The 12,111-nt window shown below is 70.3% G+C and carries 10 protein-coding genes and 1 pseudogene; 8 read left to right on the top strand and 3 right to left on the bottom strand.

What is annotated here, in order from left to right:
* Positions 1-47: 47 nt before the first annotated feature.
* Positions 48-692, top strand: coding sequence for a GAF and ANTAR domain-containing protein (locus tag O7632_RS19575; protein WP_278120205.1), 645 nt, complete (start codon positions 48-50; stop codon positions 690-692).
* A 101-nt stretch (positions 693-793) separates the two neighbouring features.
* Entirely contained in the window at positions 794-1,291 is a 498-nt protein-coding gene (locus O7632_RS19570) for a DUF2231 domain-containing protein (protein WP_278116311.1), read from the top strand.
* Positions 1,292-1,296: 5 nt separating this feature from the next.
* Here the strand turns inward: O7632_RS19570 and O7632_RS19565 are convergent, their stop codons facing one another.
* Complete coding sequence (locus tag O7632_RS19565; RefSeq protein WP_278116309.1) at positions 1,297-1,974, bottom strand: DUF305 domain-containing protein; 678 nt, start codon at positions 1,972-1,974, stop codon at positions 1,297-1,299.
* Between the two features lie 138 nt (positions 1,975-2,112).
* Between O7632_RS19565 and O7632_RS19560 the strand changes: the two genes are divergently transcribed.
* The 3 genes and pseudogenes from O7632_RS19560 to O7632_RS19550 form a co-directional block, all read left to right on the top strand.
* Entirely contained in the window at positions 2,113-3,615 is a 1,503-nt protein-coding gene (locus O7632_RS19560) for a hypothetical protein (RefSeq protein WP_278120203.1), read from the top strand.
* A gap of 370 nt (positions 3,616-3,985) precedes the next feature.
* The gene (locus tag O7632_RS19555) at positions 3,986-5,083 is read left to right on the top strand and encodes a lytic polysaccharide monooxygenase (RefSeq protein WP_278120201.1); all 1,098 of its coding nucleotides are present in this window, start codon (positions 3,986-3,988) and stop codon (positions 5,081-5,083) included.
* Between the two features lie 297 nt (positions 5,084-5,380).
* Positions 5,381-5,959, top strand: a pseudogene (locus O7632_RS19550) (patatin-like phospholipase family protein); the annotation flags it as partial.
* A 255-nt stretch (positions 5,960-6,214) separates the two neighbouring features.
* Here the strand turns inward: O7632_RS19550 and O7632_RS19545 are convergent.
* Positions 6,215-7,138 (bottom strand): AEC family transporter, encoded by a 924-nt coding sequence (locus O7632_RS19545; protein ID WP_278116307.1) that lies wholly within the window; start codon positions 7,136-7,138, stop codon positions 6,215-6,217.
* A 385-nt stretch (positions 7,139-7,523) separates the two neighbouring features.
* On the opposite strand from O7632_RS19545, the gene O7632_RS19540 reads away from it, so the two are divergent.
* From O7632_RS19540 to O7632_RS19530, 3 genes are all read left to right on the top strand, one after another.
* Positions 7,524-8,048, top strand: coding sequence for a winged helix-turn-helix domain-containing protein (locus O7632_RS19540; RefSeq protein ID WP_278120199.1), 525 nt, complete (start codon positions 7,524-7,526; stop codon positions 8,046-8,048).
* Between the two features lie 124 nt (positions 8,049-8,172).
* Entirely contained in the window at positions 8,173-8,616 is a 444-nt protein-coding gene (locus tag O7632_RS19535; RefSeq protein WP_278116305.1) for a TraR/DksA C4-type zinc finger protein, read from the top strand.
* Positions 8,617-8,756: 140 nt separating this feature from the next.
* Positions 8,757-9,188: a DUF2267 domain-containing protein gene (locus O7632_RS19530; RefSeq protein WP_278116303.1), complete on the top strand. Its 432-nt coding sequence runs from the start codon at positions 8,757-8,759 to the stop codon at positions 9,186-9,188.
* A 71-nt stretch (positions 9,189-9,259) separates the two neighbouring features.
* Here the strand turns inward: O7632_RS19530 and O7632_RS19525 are convergent, their stop codons facing one another.
* Positions 9,260-11,785, bottom strand: coding sequence for a glycoside hydrolase family 3 N-terminal domain-containing protein (locus O7632_RS19525; protein WP_278116301.1), 2,526 nt, complete (start codon positions 11,783-11,785; stop codon positions 9,260-9,262).
* Positions 11,786-12,111 lie beyond the last annotated feature (326 nt).

Raw genomic sequence — 12,111 nt, 5'->3', positions numbered from 1 at the left:
TGGCGGTCGTGGAGACCGCTGCGGTGCTTCGCGAACTGACCGCTGGCATGATCCGGTGTGTCGATTTCGATGACGCGCTGGACCACCTGGCCGGAACCACCCGGCACGCGTTGCCCGCTGTCGCGTACGCCAGTGTGTGCGTGCTGCGGGCCGGCCAACCCGCGTCGGTCACCGCCTCCGATCCACTGATCAAGGACCTCGACGAACTGCAGTACGCCGCCGACGGCCCGGCGATGACCGCGATCCGGGACCGGGAGATCGTGTTCGCCCCGTCCCTCACGGACGATCGTCGCTGGCCCCGGTGGACCTCGGCGGCGGCTGGGCGGGGCATCCACGCGGTGCTCTGCGCGCCGGTGGACGTCGACGAAGAGGCGATCGGTTCGATCAACCTGTACGCCGAGCGTCCCGGCGCGCTCGCCGCTCGCGAGCAACTGACCGCGATGCTGCTCGCCGAACACGCGGGACTCCTGCTCAGCGCGGTCCGTGACCGCGCTCGCGAGGCGGACCGGGTCGACCCGACCCGTCCGCACGGTGACGTGATCAGCCAGGCGATCGGGGTGGTGATGACGCAGCGCCGTTGCCGGGCGGAGCAGGCGCTGGAGGTGCTCCAGGACGCCGCGGCGGCGACCGCCATCCCGCTGGCCGAGGTAGCCGAGCGGCTCGTCTCCTCGGTGGAGCGCACTGGCGGGTGAGCCCCACGGGTGTGCACAGTGGCGGTCCGGTCGGACCAGGAGCACACTCGGGAGTGACGGCGCCGCGACAGCGTGACGAACTGCGGAAAGGCGGGAGTTCGATGGACAGCCGACAGCGGGTGCCCGGTCATCCGATCCAGCCGATGCTGGTCACGCTACCCCTCGGGCTCTTCGTCTGCGCCACGTTGTTCGACGTCTCGACGCTCGCTGGCGGCCCGACGCTGTTCGGGGAGGTCGGCTACTGGACGATGGTGGCCGGCCTGGTGGCGATGGCGGTCACGACGGGGGCGGGATTGATCGATCTGTGGGACGAGCCCGCCGGGGCCTTCCGGTCGGCACTCGTGCGCTTCAACCTGTTCGCCGCCGGCATGGGGGCGGTGTTCCTGCTGGTCTGTCTGATCCGCGCCGGTACCACCGTCGTGCTGGTGAGACCCGCGTTGCTGCTGGTCGAGCTGGTCGGCCTGGGCGTCGGCGGGGTCGGCCTGCGGTACGTCGGCGCGTTGTTGCGCCACTCCGGGGATTCGTCGGTGACCGACCTCGACCATCGGATCACGGTGGACGTCCAGGGCGGACAGACGGCCCGGGGGCGCAGGGCGTGACGGGCTCAGCTGGCGATCATGTCCCGCATCCGATCGACCTCCACCGCCTGCTCGGCGGCGATCGCCGTCGCGAGTTCCTCTACCGCGAGGTCGCTGCCGGCCTGTAGTACCCGGGTGGACATGTCGATGGCGCCCTGATGGTGGGCGCTCATCATCTCGACGAACCGTCGGTCGAACTCGCCGTCGCGGGCGGCGGCCAGTCGGCGGATCGCCTCGGACGTCTGCATCCCGGGCATGGTGGCGTGGTCGTGGGTGCCGGCCGGCAGGCCTCTGTCCTGCAGCCAGCCGCGCAGGACGTCGAGTTCGGCAGACTGGCCGGCCCGGATGCGGTCGGCGAAGGCGACGACGGCGGGGTTGTCCGTGCGGCCGGCGGCCAGCGACGCCATCCGGACTGCCTGATCGTGGTGCGGGATCATCATCTGGACGTACCAGGTGTCCACCGCGTTGTATTGCGGTGGATCGATGACCACGTCCGATCCCGGACGTACCTCGGCCGGTTCGCCCGGTCTGCCCGGCAGGATGACCGGCGGGTCGCTGGCGGCGTCACCAGCCGACTGGATGTCCACACCGGAAGGCTCCTGGGTGCCGGGTCCGGAATCGGCCATCCGGGACACGCCGATGGCGGTACCGACCACCGTGGCGGTCAGCAGGATCACCAGCAGGTGACGACGGTGTCGACTCAACGATGCCCCCCAGTGGAGTTGCCGCGATGCTATCCACGGAGTCGGATGGCATCGATGTGATGACTATCACATCGATGCCGGGAACTCAACGGTAAGGTCAGCTCCATCATCAACCCCTTTCGAAGGGTGCCGCACATGATCACACGCTCCCCACAAGGGCTGCGGCAGCTCCGGACCGTCGCGGTGGTGGCGATCGTCACCCTGCTGACCAGCGTCGCGGTGGCCACGCCGAGCCACGCCAGGACGCCGTTCGACGAGGACTGTGCCGATGCGACCGACGCACTCGCCGTCGAGTTGTGTCTCGCGCAGCGCACACTCGACGCCACGGACGATCCCGGGCTCGGCGTGGACGAGATCGCGAGTAGTCCCAACCTGCGTCAGATCGCCAACCTGCCGAAACCGGCGCCGTTCAACACCGAATCGGCCCTGAACTCGGATCTGGCGTTCCAGGGCAGGTACGCCTTCGTCGGCAACTACAACGGCTTCGTCATCTACGACATCGGCGACCCCCGCGCGCCGCGTCTGGTGTCCCAGGTGGTCTGCGTCGGCGCGCAGAACGACATCTCGGTCTACGGCGATCTGCTGTTCCTCTCCACCGACTCGTCTCGTAGCGACGACTCCTGCGACAGCGTCTCGCAGTCGGCGTCGGTCAAGGAGTCCTGGGAGGGCATGAAGATCTTCGACATCCGGGACAAGAAGAACCCCCGGTACATCAAGTCGGTCGAGACGAACTGTGGCTCCCACACGCACACCCTGGTGCCGGCGAAGAACCGCAAGTCGGTCTACATCTACGTCTCGTCGTACAGCCCGTCGGCGAGCTTTCCCGACTGCCAACCGCCGCACGACCTCATCTCGATCATCAAGGTCCCGCTGAAGAAGCCGACCGAGGCGGTGCTCATCGACACTCCGAACCTGTTCCCGGACGGCGGTAACCCAGGCGGCAACGGCAGCTCGACCACGAGCGGCTGCCACGACATCACCGCCTACCCCGCCAAGGACCTCGCCGCCGGTGCCTGCATGGGTGACGGTGTGCTGCTGGACATCGCCGACCGCGAGGCGCCCCGGGTGATCCACCAGGTGCGCGACACCACCAACTTCGCCTTCTGGCACTCGGCGACCTTCAACAACTCCGGCACGAAGGTGGTCTTCACCGACGAGCTCGGCGGCGGTGGTTCGGCGACGTGCAACCCGGAGATCGGTCCACAGCGGGGAGCGAACGCGATCTACGACATCACCGGTACGGCAGATGCCCGGACGCTGGTGTTCCGTAGCTACTTCAAGATCCCCCGTACCAACGGCCCGACCGAGAACTGCGTGGCGCACAACGGATCGCTGATCCCGGTGCTCGGCCGCGACATCATGGTGCAGGCCTGGTATCAGGGTGGTGTCTCGGTGTGGGACTTCACCAACTCCGCTGCTCCGGTGGAGATCGGGTTCTGGGAGCGTGGTCCACTCGACCTGGAGCGCCGGGTCACCGGTGGGCCGTGGTCGACCTATTACTACAACGGATACATCTACTCCAGCGACATCCAGAAAGGCCTGGACGTCCTGGAGATCCGCGACTGGCGGACCGCCAGTGCCAAGCTGGTCCGGTTCCCCGAGCTCAACGTACAGACGCAGTCCTGGTATCTCAGTTGGTGACGCGCGAGACGACTCACCACCGGTCCTGACGGTGCGCTGGGCCGGGCCGCCGACCGCACGCGGTCGGCGGCCCGGCCCAGCGCCATGCCCGCATTCACGTTGCTCACTGCGTCGGATCATGGTGCAATGTCGGTGCGTGGCGGTCGCGAGTGGCCGCGCGCTGTCACGGTGTACCGGGCCGGGAGCGTCCAGGGCAACGCTTCCAGAGTGGCCGTACGACGCAGCGCGCATCGTCGGACAGATCGGGTGTGGGATCGGTGGGCATGGCTGCCCAGCCCCGCACCCACGTACCCGTGTCGTCGACGCCGGTTCGTCCCGGCGGGCACGGGTGCAGCCACTGAAAGGGAATTCTGTGACAATTCGACGGAAGATGGCGGTCGTGGCCGCCGCAGCTGTGTTGGGCACCGGCGTTCCGCTCCTGCTCAAGCCGGACGCGGCGATGGCCCACGGGGCGTTCGTCTACCCGGCGACCAGGACCTACGCCTGCTATGTCGATGGGCGGGCCGCCGGCGGCGGCGATCTCTACCCCACCAACCCGGCGTGTGTGGACGCGGTGGCCCAGGGCGGCAAGCAGCCGCTGTGGGACTTCTACGCGGTCCTGATCGGCAACGCCGGCGGCCGGCACCAGGAGATCATCCCCGACGGCGAGCTCTGCGGCGCCGGAACGGACAAGTACGCCGCCTACAACGCCGCGCGGACCGATTGGCCCACCACGACTCTGCGCTCAGGAGCCAGCGTCACGTTCAAGTACAACGCCTGGGCGCCGCATCCCGGTACCTGGTACCAGTACGTGACCAAGGACGGTTGGAACCCGAACCAGCCGTTGCGCTGGTCCGATCTGGAGCCGGCACCGTTCGACCAGGTGACCAACCCGCCGCTGGGTGGCGGGGAATCGGGGGCGGAGTACTCGTGGCAGGCGCAGCTGCCCAACAAGAGCGGCCGACACATCATCTACTCCATCTGGCAGCGGTCGGACAGCCCGGAAGCGTTCTACAACTGCTCGGACGTCAACTTCGTCGGTGGTGGTGACCCGACGACCGCGCCGCCGACCACCGCGCCGCCGACGACGGTGCCGCCGACCACCGCGCCGCCGACGACGGTGCCGCCGACGACGGTGCCGCCGACCACCGCTGCCCCGACCTCGAACCCGCCTGCGGGAGCCTGCACCGCCGCCGTGCGGGTGGACAGCTCCTGGTCCGGCGGATACCAGGCGACCGTGACGGTGACCAACACCGGCTCGTCGGCGATCAGCCCCTGGACGGCGACCTGGACCATGCCCGGCGGTAGTTCCGTCACCCAGGGCTGGAACGCCACCGTGTCGCAGAGCGGCAGTACGGTGACCGCCACCGCGCCGAGCTGGGCGCAGAGCCTGGCGCCAGGCGCGTCGACGTCGATCGGGTTCATCGGTAGTGGTTCGTCGAACCCGGGCCCGAGTGGTGTCGCGTTGAACGGGTCCCCGTGCGCGTGAGGACCGGCCCGGTCTGAACCGTACGACGAGGATCCGCGGGTGGGCCTGGACCGGGCAGCTGCCCGGTCCAGGCCCACCCGAGTGACAAGCGACGTTCGGCGTGGACCATCGCCGTACCGGCGACGCCGTTCGCCTGCCGTTCGCCAGTGGGTCGGCGTTCGTTCACCAATCGATCGTTGCGGTGGGTGTTGGTACGGCAACCGAAATCGCGGTGAATGGTCGAGAGGCGCCGATCGCGGCGGATGGTCGAGAGGTGCCCGTCGTCCCTCGCGGCGGCGGGAGGTCAGGGGGGCGTCGATGAGGCGTGCGCTGGTGCTGGGCGGTGGCGGGATCACCGGGATCGCGTGGCAGGTGGGCGTGCTGGCCGGGGTGGCGCGGGCGACCCGCGGTCTGGCCGCGCCCGATCTGGTCGTCGGGACCTCGGCGGGTGCGATCGCGGGTGTGCTGATCGCGGGTGGCAGCCTCGCCGAGGCGGCCCGGTTCGCCGTGCACGCGGACGTGCGAGGCGCCCTCGCCGGACGGCCGCATCTGGAGCTGGTCGCCGAGGCGTACCGGATCGACGGGTACGCCGAGCTGCCTTCGGCCAAGGTCCGGGCCCAGATCGGTCGGCTGGCGATCGCCGCCGGATCCGGTCTGCCCGAGCGTCAGCGGCAGACGCTCGCGGAGATCGTTCCGGTACGGGACTGGCCGCGAGTCCCTCGTCTGGTGATCGTCGCGGTCGACGCCCACACCGGCGCGGAGGTGTCCTGGGACGCCGACGACGGGGTGTCGCTGGGTAGCGCCCTCGCCGCCAGCTGCGCCGTACCCGGGGTGTTCCCGCCGGTCGCCGTCGTGGGTCGCCGCCATCTCGACGGTTGCGTCCATTCGACGACCAACGCCCACCTGGCGGCGGAGGCCGACGTGGCGCTGGTCCTGGCACCGCTGGACGACCTCTTTCCGGAGCCGGAGCCGGGGCCGCTGGCGCGGCGGGCCGAGGCCGCGCTGTCGGTGCTCGTCCGGCCGTCGCCGGTGGCCGTTGCGGCGATCGGTTCCGACTCGGACGATCCCACCGACCGCGCCGCGGTGCTGGCCGCCGGCGTGCGTCAAGGAGAGGCGCTGGCCCCGTCGTTGGCGCGACAGTGGGGTGCCGGCTCAGGCCAGCCAGGCGGCGATCAGCAGCAGGGTGACGGCGGTGGCGATGGTCGACAGCACCACCGTGTCCCGAGCCAACCGTTCGGCGTGCCGGTAGCGGGTGGCGAAGATGAAGACGTTCTGCGCGGTGGGTAGCGCCGCCGTGACCACTGCCGCGAGCAGCGCCGGTCCGGCCAGTCCGAGGCCGTAGCGACCGATCAGGTACGCCACGATCGGCTGGCCGAAGACCTTGAGCCCGACGGCGGTGTAGCGCTCGCGGGTGTCGACGCCGGACGCCAGGAGTCGGCTACCGGGCAGTGACATGCCCAGTGCGAGCAGTGCCAACGGCACGGCGGCGGCGCCGAGCAAGTCGAACGGGCGGAGTAGTTCGTCAGGGGGACGCCAGCCGGTGACCGCCAGCGCCAGTCCGGCCCCGGACGCCACCATGATCGGGTTGCGGGCGGGCAGCGACGCGAGCCGTCGTGGCGACGGCCGTCCGCCTCCCGTGGCGAGGTCGAGTACGGCGAGCGCCAGTGGCGCGGCGACCAGCACCTGGAACAGCAGCACCGGTGCGACGACGGAGACATCGCCGAGGACGTAGGCGGCGACCGGGATGCCGAGGTTCGCGGCGTTGACGTAGGAGGCGCCGAGCGTGCCGATGGTGACGTCACCGGCCGGCCGGCGCCAGATGCCGCGCGCGACGACGAGATAGCCGCCCGCGACCACGACGCTGCTGGCCAGGTAGGCGGCGAAGATTCCGCTGAACAGTTCGGTCGGGTCGCTGCGGGCGAGGGTGACGAACAGCAGTGCCGGGGTGGCGACGAAGAACGTCAGCCGCGCGAGAACGGTCGTACCGTCTGGTCCGAGCAGGTCGTACCGGCCGATCAGGTAGCCGATCAGGGTGACCGACCAGATCGCGGCGAAGCCGGCGACGATTGCGCGCATGTGAGCATCCTGCCCGGTCGCCAATAGCATCGAGATCAGGTATCTAGAGCGAGCAATCGATTACGTTGCGTTTGTCAATCATCACATTCCCGCAACACCGTCTGCTATTGACCGCAGACCCGTCGGCCGGGAACATCGGTGCGTACGGGGCCGTTCGGTGCACACCTGTCTGTTGTGTCCGGTGCTGGTCGCCGTGTCCCACCGGGGAGTCGCTCCCACGGGTACCTGACGGCGGGAGATGTCCCGGCCGGACCTGCCAAGGAGGACCATGTCGGTCAGTCCTGCCTCGCCACGTGCCGGGTGGTCCGGTTTACCGCCGTCTGGTGCCTCTCGTCCTCCCGGCGCACCACGGCGGGGGAGCGGCCCAGCGGTGGCGATGGTCACCGTGACCGTGTCGATCCCGATCGCCGCTGGCGAGGACGCACTCACCCCGACCGCCCGCCGACTGCTCGACGCCGCCCGCGAACTGGTCGAACGCGGCGAGGCGACCGTCACCGTGCCGGGCACCGACCACCCCTGGCCGGACACGGTCGCGGTGGAAGCCGAGCGGGGGGCCGGCCGCGTCACCTCGGGTACCGACCACCCCCGACGCGGGGCCACCACGACCGCCACCGCGCTGCATGTGATGGTCGCCTCCCGGACCGTGCTACTGGACGGCGAGCCCTTGCCGCTGACCCGGCTCGAGTTCGACCTGCTGCTGCACCTGGTCGAGAATCCACGCCGGGTCTTCACCCGGCTGCAGCTGCTCGCCGCGGTGTGGGGCTACGAGCACACCGGGGTCCGTACCGTCGACGTGCACATCCGTCGGCTCCGGGTCAAGGTCGGCGAGACGCCACTGATCACCACCGTCTACGGTGTCGGCTACCGGCTCGCCGACGACGTGCGCATCACCATCGACCGGGCGGGCTGAAGTCGTCGCCCACCGCCGGGTTTGCCGCCCCGACGCCCGGGGTATGAGGCCGATCTTCGCGGCGGACCGCTGGCTGGCAGAAGCGTCGGCGGGCCGCCGTACTCGATCGAAGGGGGATGGGCGCATGCTGACGCACGATGCGGGGAAACAGGTGGACACCCCCGTCCAGACGGCGGTGCTGGCCACGGCCGAACCGGAGCCGGCCGCTGTTGACAGTCGCCGGATTCGGACCGCGTTGCACCACCGCTACCAGGAGCTGAGCGCGGAATACGAGCAGGCGGTGGCGCAGAGCCAGGTACTACGGCTCATCGAAGGCGGCGACACCGCCGGCGACGATCAGGCGGACAGCGGGACGAAGACCGCCGAGCGTGACGCCGCCCAGTCGTTGATCCGCACCATCGCGGAACGTCGGACCCAGTTCGAGCATGCCCTGGCCCGACTGGCCGCCGGTGACTACGGCCGGTGCGAAGGGTGCGCCCAACCCATCCCGGTGGAGCGGCTGGAGATCTATCCATCGGCCACGACCTGCGTCGCCTGCAAACAGTCGCGCGAGCGTCGGGTCGCCTGACGGCGGCCATCCCGGCCGGGCGATGTCCGCCGACCCGCAGCGGCGGTCACCCGGTACGGGCGACCGCCGCTCATCCACGGTGCTGCCACGATATGCCTGCCCCCCAGGACCCGACCGACCCGCGAACAGGGGGAGCCACCATGGCCACCGCTCAGCTATCCACCGTCGACGCGACGGTGGACAAGACCAACCGGATGCTCGGTGAGATCGACCAGCTTCTCGGGTGGCCGGCCCAGCGACGACACCAGTCGTACGCCGCGCTGACCGCGGTCCTGCACGCGCTGCGTGACCGACTTCCGGTGACCGAGGCGGTGCAGTTGGGCGCCCAGCTGCCGCTGCTCGTGCGGGGGTTGTACTACGAAGGGTGGGAGCCGGCGTCGGTCCCGGTCAAGCTGGACCGCGACGCCTTCGTCGCCCGGGTACGGCGTGACGTCCGCTTCGACGTCGACGGCGGAGCGGTACGGGTCATCGAAGCGGTGACCCAGGTGTTGCGCCGGCACGTCAGCGCGGGTGAATGGGACGACGTGCACAGCAACCTGCCGGCGGACCTGCGGGGCCTGCTGGCCGGATGACGAATCGGCAGCCGTCGCCGTCCGGTGGGGCGTCCGCCCCGACCGGTACGGGCCGCGGCCGCGCACCACGGTCACCGTACCGTCACCTGTGAGGTGAGGCGTCGACGGTGATCAACCTGCCGATACGGGCCGACCAGTCGGATCGACACCTGGCGGACGGTCCGTTCGCTGGACGCGGCCAGCCGTAGGTGCAGGTCTCCGGGTTCCACTACGAGGCGGCCCTCCCGGCCGGTGAAGGCGGCCAGGTCGGCGGGAACGGTGAAGTCGACCCGGCGCTCCTGGCCCGGCTCCAGGGGCACCCGCGCGTACCCGATCAGTCGGGCGACCGGCCGGGTCACCTGGGCCACCGGGTCGTGCAGATACAGCTGTACGACCTCGGTCCCGGCCCGCGTGCCGGTGTTGCGGACGCGGATGGACACGTCGACCGCGCCGTCGGTGCCGATTTCGGTCGGCCGGGTGTCGAGCCACGACGCCGGGTGATCCGCCCCGCCGGAATCCGGGTCGGGCACGTCGATTCCGTCGATCTGCGGCGCGGACCACTCGAACGTGGTGTACGACAGGCCGTGCCCGAACGGATACAACGGAGTCGGATCGATGTTGCTGACCTCGGTACGGTGTCCCAGCGGCGGGCTGAGGTAGCCGGCCGGTTGTCCGCCGGCGGTCCGAGGCACCCCGATCGGCAGGTGACCGGACGGGCAGACCCGGCCGCCGAGGACGCCGGCGACGGCCCGGCCGCCTTCGGCGCCGGGAAAGAACGCCTGGACCACCGCGGCGAGCCGGTCGGCGTACCGGCCGAGCGCGTACGGTCGCCCGGTCAGCAACACCAGCACCACCGGGGTGCCGGTGGCGACGAGCGCCTCGATCAGCTCCCCCTGGCGACCGGGCAGCTCCAGGTCGACCGCGTCGGACCCTTCTCCCGAGGTGCCGTTGCCGAACAGGCCGGCGCGGTCGCCGACGACCGCGACGCAGATACCGGCCCGGGCCGCCGCGTCGGCGGCCACCACGATGCTCGGGGTGTCCTGCAGATCGACACCGCCGGTGGCGACATGCTCGATCACGGCCTGCGGCAACTCGACTCGGAGCCCGGCCAGGACCGTACCGATGCCCAGGTCGTCATCCACACCGGCGGGCGTGGTCCCGACGTGGCTGGGGAAGGTGTAGCAACCGAGCATCCCGGTGACGTCGTCGGCCAGCGGACCGACGACCGCGAGGCGGGCCTCCGGGGGCAGCGGAAGAGTCCCGTCGTTGGCCAGCAGGACCACCGATTCCTCCGCCAGCCGGCGCGCCAGCTTCCGATTGTCAGGACCGTCGAGCGCCGTCCGGTCGACGGGTCGGTCCGCCGACGTCTGGGCCGGTGACGCCAGGATCGGTGGCGTGGGATCCCAGTCAGGGTCGAGCAGCCCGAGTTCGCACTTCTGCCGCAGTACCCGGGTCACGGCTCGGTCGACCACCGATTCCGGCACGGTGCCCTTGCGTACCGCCGCGACGAGCGGGGTGCCGAAACACCGGACCGCCGGCAGTTCCACGTCGACCCCCGCGGTCAGGGCCAGAGCCGCCGCTTCGCTCGGGCCGTCCGCCACCCGGTGCAGCAGCTCCAGGAACGACACGCCGAAGTAGTCGGCGACCACGGTGCCGGTGAACCCCCACCGGCCACGAAGCAGATCGGTCAGCAGACCGCCGTCGGCCGCCGACGGGACCCCGTCGATCTCGGCGTAGGAGTGCATCACCGAACGGGCGCCGCCCTCGCGTACCGCCATCTCGAACGGCGGGAGCAGGACGTCGGCGAACTCGCGCGGGCCGACCGCGACCGGGCCGAAGTTGCGGCCGGCGCGCGACGCCGAGTATCCAGCGAAGTGTTTGAGGGTCGCGACGATGCCGGCGGACTCCAGCCCGCGCACGTACGCCGTACCGATCGTCGCGACCAGGTACGGATCCTCGCCGATCGTCTCCTCGGTACGGCCCCAGCGGGGGTCGCGGGCGACGTCGAGCACCGGGGCCAGCCCTTGGTGCACCCCGACCGACCGCATGTCGGCACCGATCCGGTTGGCCATCCGTTCGACCAGTTCCGGATCGAAGGTCGCTCCCCAGGCCAGCGGTGTGGGGTACACGGTGGCGCCCCACGTCATGAACCCGGTGAGGCATTCCTCGTGGATCAGGGCCGGAATGCCGAAGCGGTTGCCGGCGGCGATCTCGGTCTGTAGCCGGGCCAGCGCCCGGGCGCCCTCGATCGGTGTCACGGCCGCGGTGCCGAACGGCCGGGTCAACTGGCCGAGTCCGGTGTGCAGCAGGTCGCTCCAGTCGACCGAGTCGTCGACCAGATCGTGCTGATGGGGTGCCATGTCGTCGACGCTCGCGTTGGCCCCCATCCAGAAGCTGTACAGCTGGGCGACCTTTTCGGTCAGCGACATCTGGCCGAGGAGGTCGAAGACCCGTTCTTCGACCGGCATGGTGCGGTCTCGCCAGACCGGTACCGGTTCGCCGGTGCCGGCGTACGCCGAGCCGTTGCTCGTCGCTGTCGCGGCGGCGTGACCATCCGGGTGCTCGGCCGGATCCGTGCTGGTTCGGCTGCCGTCCACGGCGTCATCCTTGCTGCTCACCCGAGTCTCCTGTCGATCGGAGCCACCCCCGGCCAGATCGCACACCTGCGGGCCGGAACGGCCGTGTATTCCGACATGTTTCCGGAAGTTTGCGGTCTCGTCGAGTCGTGCCGCCCTACAACTTGCCGGGATTCGTCCCGACCTGCGCCGGGCGACGACCCCGTGACGCCGCGACGATTCAGCGGCTGCCGGCCCGCCGGCGACCAGGTGATTCCGAAACACGTCAGCGACACGCCGGGTCGGTCCAGGTCCACCCCTCGGTGGTGACACCGACCCGCCGGGCCGCCAAGCGCTTTTCGGATCAGGCAAGATGGCAGGTGGGCTCC

The sequence above is a fragment of the Solwaraspora sp. WMMD406 genome, assembly GCF_029626025.1.
GTDB lineage: Bacteria > Actinomycetota > Actinomycetes > Mycobacteriales > Micromonosporaceae > Micromonospora_E.
The sequence above is the reverse complement of the archived record's forward strand: the minus strand, read 5'-3'. Positions and strand labels throughout refer to the sequence as shown.

What these genes read in the sequence shown, in the direction of transcription:
- O7632_RS19535 (WP_278116305.1), top strand. Translation starts at nt 8,173, where the DNA reads ATGCTGACGCACGATGCGGGGAAACAGGTGGACACCCCCGTCCAGACG.
- O7632_RS19575 (WP_278120205.1), top strand. Translation starts at nt 48, where the DNA reads ATGATCCGGTGTGTCGATTTCGATGACGCGCTGGACCACCTGGCCGGA.
- O7632_RS19530 (WP_278116303.1), top strand. Translation starts at nt 8,757, where the DNA reads ATGGCCACCGCTCAGCTATCCACCGTCGACGCGACGGTGGACAAGACC.
- O7632_RS19545 (WP_278116307.1), bottom strand. Translation starts at nt 7,138, where the DNA reads ATGCGCGCAATCGTCGCCGGCTTCGCCGCGATCTGGTCGGTCACCCTG.
- O7632_RS19555 (WP_278120201.1), top strand. Translation starts at nt 3,986, where the DNA reads ATGGCGGTCGTGGCCGCCGCAGCTGTGTTGGGCACCGGCGTTCCGCTC.
- O7632_RS19570 (WP_278116311.1), top strand. Translation starts at nt 794, where the DNA reads ATGGACAGCCGACAGCGGGTGCCCGGTCATCCGATCCAGCCGATGCTG.